This is a genomic window from Pantoea sp. Morm, from assembly GCF_016643525.1.
In the GTDB taxonomy this organism is placed as follows: Bacteria; Pseudomonadota; Gammaproteobacteria; order Enterobacterales; family Enterobacteriaceae; genus Pantoea; species Pantoea dispersa.
Genome location: NZ_VOQX01000033.1, coordinates 23470 through 43875 on the forward strand (window position 1 = coordinate 23470; position 20406 = coordinate 43875).

At 59.0% G+C, this 20406-nt stretch carries 20 protein-coding genes; 8 read left to right on the forward strand and 12 right to left on the reverse strand.

Annotated elements, in window-relative coordinates; all coding sequences use genetic code 11:
• The first annotated feature begins 4 nt into the window (after positions 1–4).
• Entirely contained in the window at positions 5–1870 is a 1866-nt protein-coding gene (gene dxs / locus FT726_RS13325) for a 1-deoxy-D-xylulose-5-phosphate synthase (protein WP_021507167.1), read from the forward strand.
• Positions 1871–1937: 67 nt separating this feature from the next.
• Positions 1938–2912 carry an aldo/keto reductase gene (locus FT726_RS13330; RefSeq protein WP_288422979.1) on the forward strand — a complete coding sequence of 325 codons (975 nt, stop codon included), beginning with the start codon at positions 1938–1940 and terminating at the stop codon, positions 2910–2912.
• Positions 2913–3067: 155 nt separating this feature from the next.
• On the opposite strand, the gene pgpA is transcribed toward FT726_RS13330, so the two are convergent.
• The 6 genes from pgpA to nrdR form a co-directional block, all read right to left on the reverse strand.
• A complete protein-coding gene (pgpA, locus tag FT726_RS13335) occupies positions 3068–3559 on the reverse strand; it encodes a phosphatidylglycerophosphatase A (RefSeq protein ID WP_104092647.1) in 492 nt (163 codons plus the stop codon).
• Positions 3546–4523 (reverse strand): thiamine-phosphate kinase, encoded by a 978-nt coding sequence (thiL, locus tag FT726_RS13340; RefSeq protein ID WP_021507164.1) that lies wholly within the window; start codon positions 4521–4523, stop codon positions 3546–3548. Before thiL ends, pgpA begins: the two co-directional genes overlap by 14 nt.
• 46 nt (positions 4524–4569) lie before the next feature.
• Positions 4570–4989, reverse strand: coding sequence for a transcription antitermination factor NusB (nusB, locus tag FT726_RS13345; protein ID WP_031279648.1), 420 nt, complete (start codon positions 4987–4989; stop codon positions 4570–4572).
• 19 nt (positions 4990–5008) lie between these two features.
• On the reverse strand, positions 5009–5479 hold the full coding sequence (gene ribE / locus FT726_RS13350) for a 6,7-dimethyl-8-ribityllumazine synthase (protein WP_021507162.1): 471 nt from the start codon (positions 5477–5479) through the stop codon (positions 5009–5011).
• 93 nt (positions 5480–5572) lie between these two features.
• Positions 5573–6676: a bifunctional diaminohydroxyphosphoribosylaminopyrimidine deaminase/5-amino-6-(5-phosphoribosylamino)uracil reductase RibD gene (gene ribD / locus FT726_RS13355; protein WP_058781212.1), complete on the reverse strand. Its 1104-nt coding sequence runs from the start codon at positions 6674–6676 to the stop codon at positions 5573–5575.
• A gap of 3 nt (positions 6677–6679) precedes the next feature.
• Positions 6680–7129 carry a transcriptional regulator NrdR gene (gene nrdR / locus FT726_RS13360; RefSeq protein ID WP_031279647.1) on the reverse strand — a complete coding sequence of 150 codons (450 nt, stop codon included), beginning with the start codon at positions 7127–7129 and terminating at the stop codon, positions 6680–6682.
• Between the two features lie 171 nt (positions 7130–7300).
• On the opposite strand from nrdR, the gene lysM reads away from it, so the two are divergent.
• Both lysM and FT726_RS13370 read left to right on the forward strand, forming a co-directional pair.
• On the forward strand, positions 7301–7738 hold the full coding sequence (gene lysM, locus FT726_RS13365; RefSeq protein WP_021507159.1) for a peptidoglycan-binding protein LysM: 438 nt from the start codon (positions 7301–7303) through the stop codon (positions 7736–7738).
• Positions 7739–7753: 15 nt separating this feature from the next.
• Positions 7754–8329 (forward strand): DUF3251 domain-containing protein, encoded by a 576-nt coding sequence (locus FT726_RS13370; RefSeq protein WP_346302916.1) that lies wholly within the window; start codon positions 7754–7756, stop codon positions 8327–8329.
• 65 nt (positions 8330–8394) lie between these two features.
• Here FT726_RS13370 and secF read toward each other — a convergent pair whose 3' ends face one another.
• The 5 genes from secF to queA are packed head-to-tail and all read right to left on the reverse strand — an operon-like array spanning position 8395 to position 13839.
• On the reverse strand, positions 8395–9363 hold the full coding sequence (secF, locus tag FT726_RS13375; RefSeq protein ID WP_021507157.1) for a protein translocase subunit SecF: 969 nt from the start codon (positions 9361–9363) through the stop codon (positions 8395–8397).
• Positions 9364–9373: 10 nt separating this feature from the next.
• The gene (gene secD / locus FT726_RS13380) at positions 9374–11221 is read right to left on the reverse strand and encodes a protein translocase subunit SecD (protein WP_071813591.1); all 1848 of its coding nucleotides are present in this window, start codon (positions 11219–11221) and stop codon (positions 9374–9376) included.
• Between the two features lie 25 nt (positions 11222–11246).
• Positions 11247–11579 (reverse strand): preprotein translocase subunit YajC, encoded by a 333-nt coding sequence (yajC, locus tag FT726_RS13385; protein WP_021507155.1) that lies wholly within the window; start codon positions 11577–11579, stop codon positions 11247–11249.
• A 25-nt stretch (positions 11580–11604) separates the two neighbouring features.
• Positions 11605–12729 (reverse strand): tRNA guanosine(34) transglycosylase Tgt, encoded by a 1125-nt coding sequence (gene tgt / locus FT726_RS13390; protein ID WP_021507154.1) that lies wholly within the window; start codon positions 12727–12729, stop codon positions 11605–11607.
• Between the two features lie 39 nt (positions 12730–12768).
• Positions 12769–13839: a tRNA preQ1(34) S-adenosylmethionine ribosyltransferase-isomerase QueA gene (queA, locus tag FT726_RS13395; protein WP_058769378.1), complete on the reverse strand. Its 1071-nt coding sequence runs from the start codon at positions 13837–13839 to the stop codon at positions 12769–12771.
• Positions 13840–13943: 104 nt separating this feature from the next.
• Between queA and FT726_RS13400 the strand changes: the two genes are divergently transcribed.
• The 4 genes from FT726_RS13400 (at position 13944) to FT726_RS13415 (ending at position 18958) form a co-directional block, all read left to right on the forward strand.
• On the forward strand, positions 13944–14525 hold the full coding sequence (locus tag FT726_RS13400; protein ID WP_058781210.1) for an ACP phosphodiesterase: 582 nt from the start codon (positions 13944–13946) through the stop codon (positions 14523–14525).
• Between the two features lie 162 nt (positions 14526–14687).
• Positions 14688–15497: an inositol monophosphatase gene (locus FT726_RS13405; RefSeq protein WP_282996673.1), complete on the forward strand. Its 810-nt coding sequence runs from the start codon at positions 14688–14690 to the stop codon at positions 15495–15497.
• Positions 15494–16729, forward strand: a complete 1236-nt coding sequence (locus FT726_RS13410; protein ID WP_346302917.1) for a histidine-type phosphatase — start codon at positions 15494–15496, stop codon at positions 16727–16729. The genes FT726_RS13405 and FT726_RS13410 overlap by 4 nt, the downstream gene beginning before the upstream one ends.
• Positions 16730–17005: 276 nt before the next feature.
• On the forward strand, positions 17006–18958 hold the full coding sequence (locus tag FT726_RS13415) for an acyltransferase family protein (RefSeq protein WP_346302918.1): 1953 nt from the start codon (positions 17006–17008) through the stop codon (positions 18956–18958).
• 42 nt (positions 18959–19000) lie between these two features.
• Here FT726_RS13415 and proY read toward each other — a convergent pair whose 3' ends face one another.
• A complete protein-coding gene (proY, locus tag FT726_RS13420; RefSeq protein ID WP_058775216.1) occupies positions 19001–20356 on the reverse strand; it encodes a proline-specific permease ProY in 1356 nt (451 codons plus the stop codon).
• Positions 20357–20406 lie beyond the last annotated feature (50 nt).

A 20406-nucleotide genomic window follows, 5' to 3' on the forward strand; every position in this document is an offset into this window, starting at 1 on the left:
TCTGATGAGTTTTGATATTGCAAAATACCCGACACTGGCGTTAGCAGGCACGGTTCAGGAATTACGTTTACTGCCTAAAGAAAAACTTCCGGACCTGTGCGACGAGCTGCGTCAGTATCTGCTGGACAGCGTGAGCCGCTCGTCCGGCCACTTTGCTTCGGGTCTGGGCGTCGTCGAGCTGACCGTCGCGTTGCATTATGTGTACAACACCCCGTTTGATCATCTGGTGTGGGACGTCGGCCATCAGGCCTATCCGCACAAGATTCTGACCGGCCGCCGCGACCGTATCGGCACTATCCGCCAGAAAAATGGCCTGCACCCGTTCCCGTGGCGCGGCGAAAGCGAATATGACGTGCTGAGCGTGGGCCACTCGTCGACGTCCATCAGTGCCGGTCTCGGCATGGCCGTGGCCGCCGAACGCGAAGGCAAAGGTCGCCGTACCGCCTGTATCATTGGCGACGGCGCGATTACCGCGGGCATGGCGTTTGAAGCCATGAACCACGCCGGTGATATCAAGCCGGACATGCTGGTGATCCTCAACGACAACGAGATGTCGATCTCTGAGAACGTGGGTGCGCTGAACAATCGCCTGGCGCAGATTCTCTCGGGAAAAACCTATTCACGCCTGCGCGAAGGCGGCAAACGCGTGCTGGGCGGCCTGCCGCCGATCAAAGAGCTGGTGAAGCGCACTGAAGAGCACCTGAAAGGCATGGTGGTGCCGGGCACGCTGTTTGAGGAGCTGGGCTTTAACTATATCGGTCCGGTCGACGGTCACGATGTGCTGACGCTGGTCAGTACGCTGAAGAATATGCGCGATCTGAAAGGGCCGCAGTTCCTGCACATCATGACCAAAAAGGGCAAGGGCTACGCGCCGGCGGAAGAAGATCCGATTACCTGGCACGCGGTGCCAAAATTCGATCCGGCCAGCGGCTCGCTGCCGAAAAGCGCGCCGGGCCTGCCGAGCTACTCGAAAATTTTTGGTAACTGGCTGAGCGAGATGGCCGCCGACGATGCGCGGCTGATGGCCGTGACGCCGGCCATGCGCGAAGGCTCCGGCATGGTGAGCTACTCGCGTGATTATCCGCAGCAGTATTTTGACGTGGCGATCGCCGAGCAGCATGCGGTGACGTTTGCCGCAGGCATGGCCATCGGCGGTTATAAGCCGGTGGTGGCGATTTACTCCACCTTCCTGCAGCGCGCCTACGACCAGGTGATTCACGACGTGGCAATTCAGCAATTGCCGGTACTGTTTGCTATCGATCGCGGCGGTATCGTGGGTGCCGACGGCCAGACGCACCAGGGGGCGTTTGATATCGCCTATCTGCGCTGCGTGCCGGGCATGGTGATCATGACGCCAAGCGATGAAAACGAGTGCCGGCAGATGCTTTACACCGGCTACCACTATCAGGATGGCCCGAGCGCGGTGCGCTATCCGCGCGGCACCGGCACCGGCGCCACGCTGGAACCGCTGGCCAGCCTGCCGCTTGGCAAAGGGGTCATCCGGCGTCGCGGCGAGCAGCTGGCCATCCTCAACTTTGGTACTCTGCTGCCGGAAGCGCAGGCCGCCGCCGACGCGCTCAACGCCACGCTGGTCGACATGCGCTTTGTTAAGCCGCTGGATGAAGCCCTGATTAGCGAACTGGCGGCCAGCCACGACGCGCTGATTACGCTGGAAGAAGGCGCGATCAAAGGCGGTGCCGGCAGCGGCGTCAATGAATACGTGATGGCGAAACGCCTGCGCGTGCCGGTGCTTAACCTCGGCCTGCCGGATGAGTTCATTCCGCAGGGGACGCAGGAAGAAGTGCGTCAGGATTATCAGCTGGACGCCGCAGGCATCCAGCAGCAAATCGCCGCCTGGCTGGCGCAGTAACCGCCCTTCCCCGCTCCTGCTGCTATGCTTGAGGGTAAAACCCCACGCATAAGAGCAGGAGCCCTTCATGAAAACCGTTCGTTTAGGCCAGACCGATCTGCAGGTTTCACGTCTCTGTTTAGGCTGTATGACCTATGGCGATCCGCTGCGCGGTAACCACGCCTGGACGCTGCCGGAAGAGAGCAGCCGACCGCTGATTAAGCAGGCGCTGGACGCGGGCATTAACTTCTTCGACACCGCTAACAGCTACTCCGACGGCAGCAGTGAGGAGATCCTCGGCCGCGCGCTCAAAGATTATGCGCAGCGCGATCGGGTGGTGGTGGCGACCAAAGTCTACTTTCCGCTGAGCAACCTGTCGCAGGGGCTGTCGCGCACCAATATTCTGCAGTCGATTGATGACAGCCTGACGCGGCTTGGCATGGAGTATGTCGATCTGCTGCAGATTCATCGCTGGGATTACGCCACGCCGATTGAAGAGACGCTGGAAGCGCTCGATCAGGTAGTGCGGTCAGGCAAAGCGCGTTACATCGGGGCTTCCTCGATGCATGCCACACAGTTTGCGCAGGCGCTGCAGTTACAGCAGCAGCATGGCTGGGCGAGTTTTGTCAGTATGCAGGATCAGTACAACCTGATTCAGCGCGAAGAAGAGAAAGAGATGCATCCGCTGTGCCAGCGCGAAGGCATCGCGGTGCTGCCGTGGAGCCCGCTGGCGCGCGGTAAGCTGACGCGTCCGTGGGGAGAAACCACTGCGCGTTCGGTGTCGGATAACGTGATGGAAAAACTCTATACCGGCACCGAAGAGAATGACGCGGCCATTGCGCAACGGCTGGCAACGGTGGCTGCGGACAAAGGCGTAACGCGCGCGCAGGTGGCGCTGGCGTGGCTGCTGCATAAGCCGGTGGTTACCGCGCCGATTATTGGTGCCTCGCGCGAGCAGCAGTTTGCCGAGCTGGTGAAAGCCGTCGACGTGGAGCTGAGTTCAACCGATATCGCCGAGCTGGAGAGCGTCTACCAACCGCATCCGGTGGTGGGATTCGAGTAACGGTCCAGTCAGGTCGCCTTCAGGGCGACCTGATGTCACAGGCAGCGCATACATGGCGACCTGCCTGTGGTCTACGCATTCCTGGCGATCTGCCTGCGGCAACGCATTCATGGCAACGCTTTCTGTAGGGTGCGCATTCATGCGCACCTGGAACATTAAAGCACCAGCCCCAGCCCATACAAAATCGCCGCTGAAATGACCCCGGCGATAATGTCATCGACCATAATGCCCATGCCGCCGTGCACGTTACGGTCGAACCAGCGAATCGGCCACGGCTTCCACATGTCAAAAATACGGAAAATCACAAAGCCGGCCAGCACCCATTGCCAGCTCATCGCCGGTATCGCCATCAGCGTAATCCACATGCCGATGAACTCATCCCACACGATGCTGCCATGGTCGTGCACGCCCATATCACGCGCGGTGCGGTGACACAGGTAGACACCCACGCTGATGCCAATCAGCACCAGCAGCGAATACAGCTGCAGCGGCAGCAGCGTCATCAGCCACCAGAAGGGAATGGCGGCAATTGAACCGGCGGTGCCGGGCATAATCGGGCTCAGGCCGCTGCCAAAACCGGTCGCCAGCAGGTGCCACGGATTGGCCATGCGCAGACGGCCTTTGGCCACATCTTTATTTAGCGTCAAAGTGATCAAATCCCTTGTGATGGAAACTGCGCGGCTTGCCGTTCTCCAGCAGCGTCAGCCCTTCTGCTTCCGGCGCGATCTGGCCGATGCAGGTATACGCCACGCCAAGATGGCCCAGCGCCACATCCAGTGCACCACGATTGACTTCCGGCACGGTAAAGCACAGCTCATAATCTTCACCCCCGCTCAGCGCCCAGCGCAGCACCTGTTCCGGCTCGAAGTGATCGCGCAACGCAGCCGACAGCGGCAGCGCATCCAGATTGATGCGGGCACCGACGCGGCTGGCGGTGAGAATATGGCCGAGATCGGAGATCAGGCCATCGGACAGATCGATGGCTGATGTCGCCAGATTGCGCAGCGCCTGGCCCTGCAGCACGCGTGGCATCGGGCGCAGATGGCGCTTGATCAGCACTTCATGCACCGCCGGATCGTTCAGGCGATGATGGTGCTGCAGCAGCGACAGGCCAGCAGCGCTGTCGCCCAGCGTGCCGGTGACAAAAATCCAGTCACCCGGTTTAGCCCCGGCGCGCTTCAGCGCACGGCCGGCCGGCACCAGGCCATGAATGCCCAGCGTCAGGCTGAGCGGCCCGCGCGTGGTATCGCCGCCGATCAGCTGCATATCGTAATAATCCAGCAGCTCAAACAGGCTGTCGCTGAACGCGGCCAGCCAGGGTTCATCTACCTCAGGCAACGTCAACGCCAGCGTTAACCATGCCGGATCGGCGCCCATCGCCGCCAGGTCGCTCAGGTTAACCGCCAGCGCTTTGTAGCCGAGATCGGCCGGATGGATATCACGTAAGAAATGCACGCCCGCCACCAGCGTATCGGTGCTGATGGCCAGCGTCTGTTTTTCCGGCACGTTAAGTAACGCGCAGTCGTCACCAATTCCCTTCTCCACATCGCGGCGGGAGCTGGTGACGCGGTTAAAATAACGTGCGATCAGTTCGAATTCACCACAGGACATAAGTCAGGTCTCAATGAAAAAAGGCCGGTGAGCCGGCCTTTTGCACTTATTTTTTGTTCGGTCGAATTTGCGGAGCGGCTTTATCCAGCACGCCGTTAACAAATTTATGGCTGTCTTCAGCACCAAACACTTTAGCCAGTTCGATACCTTCGTTGATCGCCACTTTGTACGGCACATCGTCACGCTTGCTCAGTTCATAGAGCGAAATGCGCAGGATGGCTTTTTCTACCTGGCCCAGCTCTTCCAGCTGGCGCGACAGGTAAGGCTTCATCAGGCCGTCCAGGAACGCGCTGTTGGTCGCCACACCGGCCAGCAGTTCGCGGAAATAGCTAATATCGACGTCTTTGACGTCTTGTTCCGCCAGAAACTGGTATTCCACATCGGCAATGTCGTTGTTAGACAACTGCCAGGAGTAAAGCGCCTGGACAGCGCACTCACGGGCGCGACGACGAGCAGCAGGTTTCACAAAATTCCCCTTACAAAAATCAGGCTTTGATGGCTTTCAATACGTTAATCATTTCAAGTGCGGTCAGGGCCGCTTCGGCGCCTTTGTTACCCGCTTTGGTGCCGGCGCGTTCAATCGCCTGCTCGATGTTTTCGGTGGTCAGGACGCCGAAGGTCACCGGAATTTCGCTGTTCATCGCTACGTGAGCGATGCCGGAGCTGGCTTCACCCGCCACGTATTCGAAGTGTGCGGTACCGCCACGGATCACCGTGCCCAGTGCAACGATCGCGTCGTGCTTGCCGGTTTTCGCCAGGGCGCGTGCCGCCAGCGGCAGCTCGTAAGCGCCCGGTACCCAGACCACGGTGATGTTTTCCGCTTTGACCTGGCCAATACGCTTCAGCGCGTCAACCGCACCGTCCAGCAGGCTGTCATTGATGAAATTGTTAAAACGCGCGATTACGATGGCAATATTGGCATCAGGCGTGGCAACAGCAGCTTCGATAACTTTCATACATATCCTTTGGGTGTTTGTTTTATGGCCCCGCAGAAGGGGGCGGATTCTATCATACTCTTCGGCAACGCGCTCAGGCTTTTCCGTGCATGCTCAGCGTGGTGTCAGGGTCAGCCGTAAATCGTCGCCGACCTGACGCACGTCGCTAAAATTCAGCGCTGGCGCATCGGCCAGCGTTTCCAGTCCCGGCAGCGCACACAGGCCGCGCGCGGCATTACCCAGCAGTTTCGGCGCCAGATAAACGATCAGTTCATCCACCAGGCCGGCCTGCAGCAGCGCACCGGCCAGACCGGCACCGGCCTCAACCCACACGCTGTTGATCTGACGCTGACCGAGCAGCATCATCATCGCCACCAGATCGAGCTGCTCACCGCGCGGCGGCACCTCAATCTGACTCACGCCCGGCGGCCAGCTTTGTGCATCAGCCTCCGTGCGCATCAGCCAGGTTTCGCCGGGCTGGGCGATCAAACGATGCTGTGGCGTCACGCGCTGCTGGCTGTCGATCACCACCCGCACCGGCTGACGCAGCTGGCTCTCATCCAGCTGCTGGCGCACGGTCTCGCTCAGTTCATCCCAGCGCACCGTCAGCGACGGATTGTCCGCCAGCACGGTGGCGCTGGTGGTAAGAATAGCTGAACTGCGGGCACGTAAACGTTGCACATCGCGCCTTGCCGCTGCGGAAGTGATCCACTGGCTTTCGCCACTGGCCATGGCGGTACGACCATCCAGCGAGGCGCCCAGTTTGAGCTGAATCCACGGAAAACCGGTACGCATGCGTTTGAGAAAACCGCGATTGAGCGCTTCCGCTTCATTCATCATGAGGCCGTGACTCACGTCGATGCCCGCCTGCTGTAAACGATACAAGCCGCGCCCGGCCACCTGCGGATTAGGATCCTGCATCGCCGCGACCACCCGGCTGACGCCGGCGGCAATCAGCGCATCGCAGCACGGCGGCGTCCGACCGTGATGGCTGCAGGGTTCCAGCGTGACATACGCGGTCGCACCGCGTGCGTGGTCACCCGCCATGCGCAGCGCGTGCACTTCCGCGTGCGGTTCACCGGCGCGCTGATGCCAGCCTTCGCCCACGATCGTGCCGTCGCGCACGATAACGCAGCCGACGTTAGGATTTGGGGTGGTGGTATATTGTCCGCGCCGCGCCAGTTCCAGCGCGCGCGCCATGTAGTGCGCATCGGTCATGGATTAATCCTGTAAGCGGGCGATCTCTTCGCCAAAATCACGAATATCTTCAAAACTGCGGTACACCGATGCGAAACGAATATAAGCAACTTTATCCAGCTTCTTCAGCTCTTCCATCACCAGGTTACCAATCAGCTTGCTGGGAATTTCACGTTCGCCGGTGGCGCGCAACTGGGTTTTGATGTGATTGACCGCATTGTCGACGGCATCCGCGCTCACCGGACGCTTCTCCAGCGCCTTCATCATGCCGCTGGCCAGCTTATCTTCGTTAAAGGGTTCGCGCACGTCGTTGCTTTTCACCACGCGCGGCATTACCAGCTCGGCCACTTCAAAGGTGGTAAAACGCTCATGGCACACCAGGCACTGGCGGCGGCGGCGCACTGAGGAGCCTTCACTAACCAGACGTGAATCAATCACTTTGGTGTCCACAGCGGAGCAGAATGGGCAATGCATGACGTTTCCTGTCGCGAGAATTGGGGGCAGATAGTGTAGCGCGTTCCCGGTTGCAACAAAATACAGGGCGCAGAATCGCCACCTGGCTCACAGCGACGCCTGACGGTTACAGCAAACCGTGAAAAGTTACTAAGCTTAGAGAGCCAATCCGGCTTAATGACAGGAGGATGTATGGGTTTATTCAATTTCGTCAAAGAAGCGGGTGAAAAACTGTGGGATGCGGTGTCAGGCGGCGATGACCAGAGCAAAAAGCTGCAGGAGCACATTAATCAACTCGGCCTGCCCGACAGCGATAAAGTGAAAGTCGATGTCCAGGGCGATACCGTGAAGGTCAGCGGTGACGGTATCTCGCAGGAGTTGAAAGAGAAGATTTTGGTGGCGGCGGGTAACGTGGCCGGCATCACCAAAGTGGAAGATAACGTCACCACCAGTGACAGCGCCACGCAGGCCGAATTCTACACGGTGAAAAAAGGCGATACCCTGAGCGCTATCTCGAAGCAGGTGTACGGCACGCCGAACGAATACAACAAGATCTTTGAGGCGAACAAGCCAATGCTGACGCATCCTGATAAGATCTATCCCGGCCAGGTTTTACGTATCCCTAAATAACCGGAAGGACATTGCATGACGTTCAGGATGATTTGGGTGCCGGCAGCGCTTGCTGCGCTGGTGCTCAGTGGTTGCAGCTCCCCCCCCGCTTCACCTCAGGTCAAAGCGCTGCATCAGGAAGTGAGCCAGCTCAACCAGCAGATGCGCAAACTGACCAGTCAGGCCAGCGCGCTGGAGATTCAGGGGCAGCTCAATAGCCAGTCGACGCAGGGCGCATGGTTACTCCCGCAGGCGAATACGCCGGTAGAGCTGCAGACGCAGCTGGGTAAACTGCGCCTGTCGCTGTCGCACGTTGAGGGGGAAGCCAGCGGCAGCCGCGCTAACCTGAATATCCGTGCAACCGATGATAAGCCGGTGCCGGCGCTCAGCGCCCGCGTGGTATGGGGCGAAATGGATCCCGCCAGCGGCAAGCCGCTGAACGCCGACAGCCTGAGCCAGACCATTACCGTGCCCGCCAGTCTGATGCCGCGCAGTTCGGTCAGCGTACCGCTGCGGCTCAGCGGGCTGGCACCGGGTCAGCTCGGCTACGTGCGCGTGCATGATGTGCAGGCGGTGATGGACGCCAGCGGCGCGGTTGTCGCAGGCCAGTAATTCTGGCGTCAGGCATAAAAAAAACGGGCTGCACTCAGGCAGCCCGTTTCATTTCTCCGGCACAATTACGGCAGAATCGAAGGCTGATCGGCGCCCTCTTTCTCCACTTTCTGCACCAGCATGTGTTCACGCTTCATGCCCAGCTTCAGCGCCAGCGCGGACGACACGTAGATCGACGAAACGGTACCGATGGTGACACCGATCAGCATGGTCAGCGAGAAGCCTTTCAGCAGCGCGCCACCAAAGATGAACAGGATCAGGATCATCGCCAGCGTGGTGATCGAGGTGATCAACGTACGGCTCAGCGTCTGGGTCAGCGACACGTTAGTGATGTCGTAAGAAGAACCGCGACGGATTTTGCGGAAGTTCTCACGAATACGGTCGGAAACCACGATCTTATCGTTGAGCGAGTAACCAATCACCGACATCAGCGACGCCACAATCGTCAGATCGATCTCAATGTGGAACAGCGACAGAATGCCGCAGGTGATGATCACGTCGTGCGCCAGCGCCAGCACGGTGCCCAGCGCCAGACGCCACTCAAAGCGAAAGCCGATGTAGATCAGAATCGCAATCAGCGCCGACAGCAGCGCCATCGCCCCGGCCTGCGCCAGATCGCTGCCCACGCTCGGGCCCACGAACTCAATTCGCTTCACGGTCGCGTTCTGCTGCGTCGTCTGATTGATCGAGGCAACCACTTTGTTGCCCAGCTCCTGGCCTGCATTGCCGGTGGTCGGTGGCATACGCACCATCACATCACGGCTGCTGCCAAAGTTCTGTACCAGCGGCTCCTCAAAGCCTGCCTTCACCAGCCCGTCACGCAGCGCATCCAGATCCGCCGGCTTCTCGAGGTTGATCTCAATCACCGTCCCGCCGGTGAAATCGAGCCCCCAGTTAAAGCCGCGCACACCGATAATGGCGATGGACGCCACAATCAGCAGGCCGGAGATGATAAAGGCCAGCGTGTCCCAGCGCATAAAGTCGACGACTTTACGCCCATGGTTCAGCTGTTCAATACTATATTCCTGTGCCACAACGCACTCCTCAGATAGACAGCTTATTGATGCGTTTGCCGCCGTACACCAGGTTAACGATGGCACGGGTGCCGACGATAGCGGTGAACATGGAAGTCGCGATACCGATAGCCGTGGTAATCGCAAACCCTTTGATCGAGCCGGTACCGACCGCATAAAGAATGATGACTTTAATCAGCGTGGTGACGTTGGCGTCGACGATACTGGAGAAGGCGCCTTTATAGCCTTCATGAATCGCCTGCTGTACCGAGCGTCCGTTACGCAGTTCTTCTTTAATACGTTCGTTAATCAACACGTTAGCATCCACCGCCACCGCCAGCGTCAGCACGATACCGGCAATGCCCGGCATGGTGAGCGTGGCGCCCGGTAACAGTGACATGATGCCGACAATCAGCACCAGGTTGCACAGCAGTGCGCTGGTCGCAATCAGACCAAACTTCTTGTAGAACACCACCATAAAGATGATGGAGGCGATCAGACCCCACAGACAGGCTTCGAGACCCTGCGTGATGTTCTGCTGGCCCATGGTTGGACCGATGGTCCGCTCTTCCACAATCTGGATTGGCGCAATCAGCGCACCGGCACGCAGCAGCAGCGACAGCTGACGCGCTTCGTTCGGGTTGCTGATACCGGTAATTCGGAAGCTGTTGCCGAGGCGCGACTGAATGTTCGCCACGTTAATCACTTCTTCCTGCTTCACCAGAATCGCACGACCGTTCGCATCTTTCTTACCGCTGTCCTTATACTCCACAAACAGGGTCGCCATCGGCTTGCCAATGTTGTCCTTGGTGAAGTTGGACATGATGTTACCGCCGGCACCATCAAGCGAGATATTCACCTGCGGCTGGTTGTACTCATCCATGCTGGACGTCGAGTCGGTGATGTGATCACCGGTGAGAATCACGCGCTTGTACAGCACCACCGGCTGACCTTCACGCGTCTTTTTCACTTCCGAGTCACCCGGCACGCGGCCGCTGGCGGCAGCGCTCGGATCCACCGAGGTGTTGACCAGGCGGAACTCCAGCGTTGCGGTAGCACCCAGAATCTCTTTAGCACGCGCGGTATCCTGGATACCCGGCAGCTCAACCACGATGCGGTCAGCGCCCTGACGCTGTACCAGCGGCTCAGCTACACCCAGCTGGTTCACACGGTTACGCAGGATGTTAATGTTCTGCTGCACCGCATATTCGCGCGCTTCACTCAGACGCGCATCGGTCATCACCGCACGCAGCGTGTCGCTGCCAGCGCTGGTGATCACCAGGTCGCGATGGCGCGGCGTCAGATAGCTGATGGCCGCATCACGGCTGGCGCCGTCGCGGAAGCGTATTTCGGTGCCGTAGTTAGCGATTTTGCTAACGTTGGTGTAAGGGATATTTTTTTCGCGCAGATCGCTGCGCAGGCCATCAGCATTCTGCTCCTGCAGCTTGCCGAGGGCAGTATCCATGTCGACTTCCATCAGGAAGTGCACGCCGCCGCGCAGATCGAGGCCGAGTTTCATCGGTTCAGCGGCCAGCATGGTCAGCCAGCGCGGTGTGGCAGGGGCCAGGTTGAGCGCCACGACGAAATCTTCGCCCAGCGCATTGGTGATGGCTTCACGCGCGCGCAGCTGAATATCCGTGTTAGCGAAACGGGCCAGAATGGCACCATTTTCCAGCGCGAGGGATTTGCTCTGGATATTGTCTTGTTTTAATACGGTCTGGATCTGATCCAACGTTTGCTCACTGGCGGCGCCACCGCGCGCACCAGTGATCTGAACGGCCGGATCCTCACCATAAAGGTTAGGAAGCGCATACAGCAGGCCGACGAGAATCACGACGACCAGCATGATGTACTTCCACAAAGGATAACGGTTTAACACGGCAGTTCCCTTCGGGAAGAATAAATTACAGCGCCTTCATTGTACCTTTCGGCAGAACGGCGGCCACGAAATCACGTTTAATCACTACTTCAGTGGTGTCGTTCAGGGCGATAGCGATGTAGCCGGTTTCAGCCACTTTCGTTACGCGTCCCACCAGGCCACCGTTGGTCAGCACTTCATCACCTTTAGAGATGGAATCCATCAGCTTTTTGTGATCTTTGGCGCGCTTCTGCTGTGGACGCAGGATCATGAAGTAGAAAATCAGACCAAAAACCACCAGCATGATCACCAGAGAATACGGACTTCCCTGAGACGGAGCGCCAGCTGCGGCCACGGCGTCAGAAATGAAAAAGCTCATTAAATTTCCCTCATTGATAGAATTATCAGACGTTTAACGGTGGAACCGCTTTGCCCGTCCGTTGGTAGAACTCGCTAACAAAGTGCTCTAATTTACCCTCTTCGATGGCCTGGCGTAAACCCGCCATCAGACGCTGGTAATAGCGCAGATTGTGGATGGTGTTCAGACGTGCGCCCAGTATTTCGTTACAGCGATCAAGATGATGCAAGTAGGCACGCGTGTAATTGCGACAGGTGTAACAATCACACTCCGCATCCAGCGGCGCGGTGTCATCTTTGTATTTCGCATTGCGGATTTTCACCACGCCATCGGTGACGAACAGATGGCCATTGCGCGCGTTACGCGTTGGCATAACACAGTCAAACATATCGATACCGCGGCGAACGCCTTCCACCAGATCTTCCGGTTTGCCGACGCCCATCAAATAACGCGGTTTGTCTTGCGGAATTTGCGGACAGACGTGTTCCAGGATGCGGTGCATGTCCTCTTTCGGTTCACCCACCGCCAGGCCGCCCACAGCGTACCCATCAAAGCCGATCTCTACCAGACCTTTAACCGAGACATCACGTAAATCTTCGTAAACCCCGCCCTGAATAATGCCAAATAGCGCATTTTTGTTACCGAGCGCGTCAAAGCGGTCGCGGCTGCGCTGCGCCCAGCGCAGTGACATCTCCATCGAGCGTTTAGCGTAATCCCAGTCCGCCGGATACGGCGTACATTCGTCGAAGATCATCACAATGTCGGAGCCGAGATCGTACTGAATCTCCATCGATTTTTCCGGGTCGAGGAAAATCGGGTCGCCGTTGATCGGGTTGCGGAAATGCACGCCGGCTTCGGTGATTTTACGGATATCGCCGAGGCTGAATACCTGGAAGCCGCCGGAGTCGGTCAGGATCGGTCCCTGCCAGTGCATGAAATCGTGCAGGTCGCCGTGCAGTTTCATGATCTCCTGCCCCGGGCGTAGCCACAGGTGGAAGGTGTTACCCAGCAGGATCTGCGCGCCGGTCTCTTTCACTTCTTCCGGCGTCATGCCTTTGACAGTGCCGTAGGTGCCGACCGGCATAAACGCCGGGGTTTCCACGACGCCGCGATCAAAGACCAGACGGCCACGGCGCGCGCGCCCGTCGGTGGTATCTAATTCAAATTTCACATTGACCTCTTTCGATAATCAGAGAAACAGTCTGATTACTCAGCCACCAACGATTTCGTCGGGAGCCTGTGGATTACGGGTGATGTACATCGCATCCCCGTAGCTAAAGAAACGGTACTGCTCCGCCACCGCGCTCTGATAAGCCGCCATGGTGTGTTGATAACCGGCAAACGCCGAGACCAGCATAATCAGCGTCGATTCCGGCAGGTGGAAGTTGGTGATTAGCGCATCAATCACCTGGTAGTGATAGCCCGGATAGATAAAGATCTGCGTGTCATCGAAAAACGGCGCGATCAGCCCATCCTGGCAGGCCTGCGCTGCGCTCTCCAGCGATCGCACTGAGGTGGTGCCCACCGCCACCACTTTGTTACCGCGCGCTTTGCACGCCAGCACCGCGTCCACCACGTCCTGCGGCACTTCGGCATATTCAGAGTGCATGATGTGATCGTTGATGTTCTCTACGCGCACCGGCTGGAAGGTGCCAGCGCCGACGTGCAGCGTCACAAACGCCATCTCCACGCCTTTTGCCTTCAGCGCCGCCAGCAGCGGCTCATCGAAGTGCAGACCGGCGGTCGGCGCTGCCACCGCGCCGGGGCGCGCGCTGTAGACCGTCTGGTACAGCTCGCGGTCAGCTTCCTCATCCGGACGATCGATGTACGGCGGCAGCGGCATATGGCCGACGCTGTTCAGGATATCCAGCACCGCGCGATCGTCCGCAAACTCAATTTCGAACAGCGCATCGTGGCGCGCCACCATGGTGGCTTTGACGCTTTCGTCGTCGCCCAGCAGTAATTCGGCACCCGGCTTCGGCGCTTTGGAGGCGCGCACGTGCGCCAGCACACGTTTGTCATCCAGCATGCGCTCAACCAGCATCTCAATTTTGCCGCCGCTGGCTTTACGGCCATAGACGCGCGCCGGGATCACCCGGGTATTATTGAACACCAGCAGATCGCCCGGATTGAGCTTATCCAGCACATCAGTAAACACGCCATGGTTCAGCGCCCCGCTCGGGCCATCCAGCGACAGCAGACGACATCCGCTGCGCTGCGCCTGCGGATAGTGGGCGATCAAAGATTCCGGTAATTCAAAGGCAAAATCGGCTACACGCATGCATCACTTCTTCAGGACTCAAAAAACAGGCGGCATAGTTTAGCGGAAAAGTGGGCAATTCTGAACAACTGGCTGCGCCGGTGTGATTCTGCCTATAATGCGCCATGAACTTTCTTGCTCACCTTCACCTTGCAACCCTGGCCGACAGCTCACTGCTGGGTAATCTGCTGGCCGACTTCGTGCGCGGCAACGTTGAGGCGCAGTGGCCGCAGCCGGTGGTGGCCGGTATTGCCCTGCACCGGCGCATTGATGTGCTGACCGATAACCTGCCGGAAGTGCGCAGCGCGCGTCAGCTGTTCCGCGCCGAAACGCGCCGCGTGGCGCCAATTACCCTCGACGTGATCTGGGACCACTTCCTGGCGCGCCACTGGGATCAGCTGCATCCGGCGCAGTCGCTGTCCGCCTTTAGCGCTGCCGCCGAGCGCGACATTGTGCCGCAACTGCCCGGCACGCCGGGCGATTTTATCGAGCTCAACGCGGTAATGTGGCGCGAACGCTGGTTTGAACACTATGCTGACCCGGCGCGGCTGGCGCGCGTGCTAAGCGGCATGGCGCATCGCCGGCCACGGCTGGCGGCGCTGCGCGACTCCTATCAGGATTTTGTTGACCACTATACCCAGCTCGAACCGCTGTTTTTCCAGTTCTATCCACGCCTGATGGCCGCCGCGCGCGCCCGGCAGCTGTGAAGCACAATTTGCCGCTGCCCCGCATTGCCTCCCCTTGCCAGCCGCAGCCATCTGCGGCTTAATGAAGCCTTGCTTAACTTTTGTTAAGCCAGTCACACAGCCATGGCGCTTTATCCGGCGTGGTTCGCCACGTCGATTGCCAGTGAATGATAAGAGGGAAAAATGTCATCAGCTACGCTAACCGAATTAGATGCTCGTTATCACTATGCCTGTGAGGTGGCGAAAACTGCCGCCAGCCGCGCGCTGGCGTGGTATCAGCAGCGCCATCAGCTGGTGGTGGAGCACAAGAAGGATTTGCAGGATGTGGTCAGCGAGGCGGATCGCAACGTTGAGCTGCTGGTAAAACACCTGATTCATGAGCGTTTTCCTGACGATGCAGTGCTGGGTGAAGAGAGCGGTGGTGACGTCAGCGGCGCGCGCTTTATCTGGGTCATCGATCCGATTGACGGCACCAGCAGCTTTATTAACGGCCTGCACAACTGGTGCGTCTCGCTGGCGATTGTCTGCGACAATCAGCCGGTGATTGGCGTAGTCAGCGATCCTAATCATCAGGAAACCTTCCACGCCTGCCGCGGCAAAGGTGCCTGGGTGAATGACAAGCGCATTCAGGCACACAGCGCGCAGCGGCTCGACCAGGGGCTGCTGGGCCTTAGCAGCTCGAACAGCCAGCCGATTGAACCGCTGACCACCTTTATCAGCCAGCTGCTGGCGCAGGGCGGCATGTTTATCCGCAACGGTTCCGGTGCGCTGATGAGCGCCTGGGCGGCCGCCGGCCGGCTGATTGGCTATTACGAAGCGCACATGAATCCGTGGGATGGCCTGCCTGGCATTGTGCTGATGCGCGAAGCGGGCGGCGTCACCAACGATTATCTCAGCCACCATGGCCTGCAACAGGGTAATCCGGTGCTGCTGGCCAACGCGGTGCTCTATCCGCAGCTCAAAGCGCTGCTGCCGGCACAGCCAACGTTATGACACGTCTGCTGCTGAGCGCGCTGCTGGCTTTGCTGGCGCTCACCGCGCAGGCGCAGCCGCGCTACCAGCTGGAAAAAGTGGTAGAGATCAGCCGTCACGGCGTGCGTCCTCCCACCGCAGGTAACCGCACGGAAATCGAAGCCGCCACCCAGCGCGCCTGGCCGCGCTGGCGCAGCGCCGACGGCGAACTCACCGCACACGGTTATGCAGCGGTAGTGAATAAAGGTCGCTGGCAGGGTGAACACTATCGCCAGCTCGGCCTGCTGCGCGCCGGCTGTCCCGATGCCGGGCAAATCTACGTGCGTGCCAGTCCGCTGCAGCGCACCCGTGCCACGGCGCAGGCGCTGCTGCAGGGCGCCTTTCCTGGCTGCGATGTGGCAGTTCATCACGTCGCGGGGACGGTCGATCCGCTATTTCAGAGCGAAAAACTGCCGTTCGGCCAAACTGATGCTGCCACGGAGCGGGCAGCGGTCGCGGCGCGCGCCGGCGATCTCGCCGCACTGCAGCAGCGTTTACAGACCGCCGTGCAGCAGCTCAGGCAGGCGGTATGCGCGGCAGATTGCCCGTTCTTCGATCGCCCCTGGCAGCTGAAGCAGAGTAAAAGCGGCCATACCTACGTGCAGGGTCTCAGCGTGCTGGCCAGCATGGCCGAAACCTTACGGCTCGGCTGGAGCGAAAATCTGCCGTTCAGCCAGCTGGCGTGGGGCAACATCACCCGGGCGCAGCAGATTAGCGCCCTGCTGCCGCTGCTGACCGCCAATTACGATCTGAGTAATGATGTGCCGTATATCGCGCAAAAGCGTGCGTCGATTCTGCTGGACGCGGTGGTGCGCAACCTGCAGGACGATGCGGCGACGCCCTCCACCCGCTGGCTGCTGCTGGTGGCACACGATACTAATATCGCCATGCTGCGCACGCTGATCGGCTTCAGCTGGCAACTGCCCGGCTACGCGCGCGGTAATATTCCGCCCGGCAGCAGCCTGGTGTTTGAGCGCTGGCGCGATAACCAGACGCAGACGCTGCTGCTGCGCGTCTATTTTCAGGCGCAAAGTCTCGATGCCCTGCGCCAGCTGACGCCGATCGATGAGCAACATCCGCTGCTGCGCCAGGAGTGGCATCAGCAAAACTGTCGCCAGACGGCGGTGGGCACGCTGTGTCCTTATCAATCGACGCTTGAGCACTGGCGCACCGCCATTGATCAGCGCGCGGTAATCCCCGTGGACTATCCCTGACGCCAGCCGCCGGGTTAAGCCAGACAGATTACGCCGGCTTATTCCTGCAGCGAAATTACAGCAATAAACTGCAAGCTGGTGGGCACGGTTATCTGAGACTTTTCTTTTTTTTCCCTTAAAAGCGTTAGCGCTGTAAAACTGCGATATGCTGCACGGGTCAATCATCCCTTAGTAATACCTTTCTCTTTTTACATTTTTCGGCGACAGGATGCGCCGAGCTATTTTTACCCGCAGTAATAAAATCGCAAATTAACATTGAATAACTGGGATCCTGTTATGTCTGTACCTGTCTCGCTGCGCTATCGTCCGGATATCGATGGTCTGCGCGCTGTCGCCATTATATTGGTTGTGCTGTTCCACTGCGGCATCAGCGCCGTGCCGGGTGGCTTTATTGGCGTCGATATATTTTTCGTTATTTCCGGCTTTTTAATTGGTGGTATTATCAGTAAAGAAATTACCGCCGGCACCTTCTCGTTTTATCAGTTTTATTTACGCCGCATCCGGCGTATTGCGCCCGCACTGTTTTTTATGCTGATGGTATTGCTGCTGCTCGGTTATCTGCTGTTATCACCGCTGGAATTAAGCCAGCTGGCAAAATACAGCATGGCGGTGTTTCTCTCGGTGCCCAATATGCTGTTACTGAAGAGTGGCGACTATTTCAGTGCGGATGCCGATCTCAATCCGCTCCTGATGACCTGGTCGCTGGGCATTGAGGAGCAGTTCTATATCGTGCTGCCGTTTATTCTGCTGCTGGCCGTGCGGCTGCGGCGCACAATGACCGGCGTGGTGCTACTGCTCAGCCTGCTGTCGCTGGCCGGCTGCCTGTGGTTAACTCCCCTCTCCAGCACTCAGGCGTTTTATCTGCTGCCAACCCGCGCCTGGGAGCTGGGTGCCGGCGTGCTGCTGGCGCTGTGGCAACCCCGCCCCGTCACCGGCCGGCTGGCCAGCCTCTGTCATCTTGCTGGCTGGCTGCTGATCATCGGCGCCACGCTGTTACTCAGCCATAGCGATCGCTTCCCTGGCTGGCTGGCGCTGCTGCCGGTGCTGGCGGCCTGTCTGATGATCGGTGCACGCAGCCCGCTCAATCAGCGGCTGCTGGAGAACGCGCCGATGCGCTTCATCGGTAAAATTTCCTACTCGTGGTATCTGTGGCACTGGCCACTGCTCAGTCTGGCGCGCATCTGCAGCGATCGGCCGCTCAGCATCTGGCAGGCGCTGAGCATCTGTGCCGTGGCGCTGCTCATCGCCTGGCTCTCCTGGCGCTTCGTCGAACAGCCATTCCGTCGGGCGCGCAGCGGTACGCGCTGGCTGATCCCCGGCTACTGCGCCTCGTCGCTGCTGGCAGCCGGTGCCATGGTGCTGCTGTGGCAGAGCGGTGGCCTGAAATCGCGCGTCAGTGAAGCGGTGATGCTTGGCGACGAATGGAAAGTCGCCGCCCAGCGCGATCCCTGCCTGCTGGATTACGGCGCCACGCGGCCCGCCCGCGATGCGCAGTGCCAGCCGCAGAATGACACACCGGCGATAGCGCTGATCGGCGACAGCCATGCCGCCGCGCTGGCGGCCAACGTCGCCGATTACGCCCGGCGGCAGCAGAAACCGCTGTTTCAGCTGACCAAAGCCTCCTGCCCTTTCCTGCTTGACGCCACGCGCGCGATGCCGCAAAAACCGCAGCATGCACAGCAGTGCCTCGATTTTAATCAGCGGGTTTTGCCGATCATCCTGAGCGATAAAATAGACGAAGTGGTGATTAGCGCGTTCTGGGCGGCGGGACTCAGTGCGCAGCCGGGCAGCGGATTCCGCAGTCTCCGCGATCCGGCGCAGGACAATCTGCAGGCGCTGAAAAGCGGGCTGGATACCGTGGTGGCGCAACTGCTGGCGGCAGGGAAAAAGATCACCCTGATTGACGATGTGCCGACCATCACGCTCGATCCGCTGCGCTACAGCCATAACCGCAATATGCCGCTGCGCCGCAGCCTGAATAGCTGGCTCAGCGCGCAGGATGGCGCGGCGCTGGCGGCGGAACGCACGCAGCAGTTGCAGATGCCAAACGCATCGGTGGCAGAGCTGTTAAAGGATTATCAGCAGCATGGCGTGCGCGTGTTGTCACTGCAGGAGACGTTGTGTAATGCGCAGGGGTGTCTGGTCACTCATCAGGGCATGCCGCTCTGGTACGACAACAATCACCTGAATCCGTACGGCGGAGAGATGGCGCTGGGGAAAAACTGGTAATGCACCACGGGCGAAGTCTCGCTTCGCCCGTGGTAAAGCTTCTTACGCTTTACGTTTCTTCGCCAGCGGCCACGCCAGCAGCAGCAGAACAATCCACGCAAACCCGACGTACAGCGAGATACGCGTATCCGGGAAGTAGCCAATCAGCGCGATGATAAAAGCAAGGAACAGCACCCCCACCCACGCCGTAGCGCTGCCGCCCGGCAGAGCAAACTGCAGCTTACCGGCCTGCTCTTTGCCGATTTTGTGGCGGAACGCGATCTGCGACAGCAGAATCATAATCCACACCCACACGGTGGCAAACGTCGCCAGCGAGGCAATCACCAGGAACACTTTTTCCGGCATCAGATAGTTGAGGTACACCGCCACCAGCATGGCAAGCATCATCACCAGCACCGTGACCCACGGAATGCCGCGATTCGACACCTTCATAAACATCTTCGGCGCATGTCCCTGCTGCGCCATACCGTGCAGCATGCGGCCGACGCCAAACACATCGCTGTTAATCGCCGACAGCGAGGCAGTCAGCACCACAAAGTTCAGAATGGAGGCGGCGGCGGCGATACCGAGGTGCTGGAAAGTCAGCACGAACGGGCTGCCTGCGGTACCGACCTGGTTCCAGGGATAGATCGACATGATCACAAACAGCGTGCCGACATAGAACACCAGAATGCGCAGCGGTACGGAGTTGATGGCGCGCGGGATCGATTTCGCCGGATCTTTAGCTTCGCCGGCGGTGATGCCAATGATCTCAATGCCGCCGTAGGCGAACATCACCATCTGCAGCGACAGCAGCATGCCGACGATACCGTGGGCAAAGAAGCCGCCGTTGGTCCACAGGTTATGGATGCCGGTCGGCTGACCGCCGTTGCCGATGCCCCAGAAAATCATGCCGAAACCGGCCACGATCATGATGATGATGGTGGCAACTTTGAAGAAGGAGAACCAGAACTCCACTTCGCCAAACACCTTCACGCTCATCAGGTTGATGGCGCCGATGATCAGCACCACCGACAGCACCCAAATCCAGTGCGGCACCTCCGGGAACCACACGCCCATGTAGATACCAAAAGCCGTGACGTCGGCGATCGCCACAATCAGGATTTCAAAGCAGTACGTCCAGCCGGTGATATAGCCCGCCAGCGGTCCGAGGTAATCCTGCGCGTAGCGTGAAAACGAGCTGGCCTGCGGATTGTTAACCGACATCTCGCCCAGCGCGCGCATGATGATATACGCCACGGCGCCGCCGATGATGTAGGCCAGCAGTACGCTGGGGCCTGCCATTTTGATGGCATCTGCCGAGCCGTAAAACAGCCCGGTGCCGATCGCCGATCCCAGCGCCATAAAACGGATGTGGCGCGTGCTCAGTCCGCGTTTGAGCTTATTGGTTTCTTGCATAACAAACAGTACCTGTGGAAATGAAAAAACCACGGGCAAGCCCGTGGTCG

What these genes read in the sequence shown, in the direction of transcription:
- dxs (WP_021507167.1), top strand. Translation starts at nt 5, where the DNA reads ATGAGTTTTGATATTGCAAAATACCCGACACTGGCGTTAGCAGGCACG.
- FT726_RS13330 (WP_288422979.1), top strand. Translation starts at nt 1,938, where the DNA reads ATGAAAACCGTTCGTTTAGGCCAGACCGATCTGCAGGTTTCACGTCTC.
- thiL (WP_021507164.1), bottom strand. Translation starts at nt 4,523, where the DNA reads ATGTCCTGTGGTGAATTCGAACTGATCGCACGTTATTTTAACCGCGTC.
- ribE (WP_021507162.1), bottom strand. Translation starts at nt 5,479, where the DNA reads ATGAAAGTTATCGAAGCTGCTGTTGCCACGCCTGATGCCAATATTGCC.
- ribD (WP_058781212.1), bottom strand. Translation starts at nt 6,676, where the DNA reads ATGACCGATGCGCACTACATGGCGCGCGCGCTGGAACTGGCGCGGCGC.
- nrdR (WP_031279647.1), bottom strand. Translation starts at nt 7,129, where the DNA reads ATGCATTGCCCATTCTGCTCCGCTGTGGACACCAAAGTGATTGATTCA.
- lysM (WP_021507159.1), top strand. Translation starts at nt 7,301, where the DNA reads ATGGGTTTATTCAATTTCGTCAAAGAAGCGGGTGAAAAACTGTGGGAT.
- FT726_RS13370 (WP_346302916.1), top strand. Translation starts at nt 7,754, where the DNA reads ATGACGTTCAGGATGATTTGGGTGCCGGCAGCGCTTGCTGCGCTGGTG.
- yajC (WP_021507155.1), bottom strand. Translation starts at nt 11,579, where the DNA reads ATGAGCTTTTTCATTTCTGACGCCGTGGCCGCAGCTGGCGCTCCGTCT.
- queA (WP_058769378.1), bottom strand. Translation starts at nt 13,839, where the DNA reads ATGCGTGTAGCCGATTTTGCCTTTGAATTACCGGAATCTTTGATCGCC.
- FT726_RS13400 (WP_058781210.1), top strand. Translation starts at nt 13,944, where the DNA reads ATGAACTTTCTTGCTCACCTTCACCTTGCAACCCTGGCCGACAGCTCA.
- FT726_RS13405 (WP_282996673.1), top strand. Translation starts at nt 14,688, where the DNA reads ATGTCATCAGCTACGCTAACCGAATTAGATGCTCGTTATCACTATGCC.
- FT726_RS13410 (WP_346302917.1), top strand. Translation starts at nt 15,494, where the DNA reads ATGACACGTCTGCTGCTGAGCGCGCTGCTGGCTTTGCTGGCGCTCACC.
- FT726_RS13415 (WP_346302918.1), top strand. Translation starts at nt 17,006, where the DNA reads ATGTCTGTACCTGTCTCGCTGCGCTATCGTCCGGATATCGATGGTCTG.
- proY (WP_058775216.1), bottom strand. Translation starts at nt 20,356, where the DNA reads ATGCAAGAAACCAATAAGCTCAAACGCGGACTGAGCACGCGCCACATC.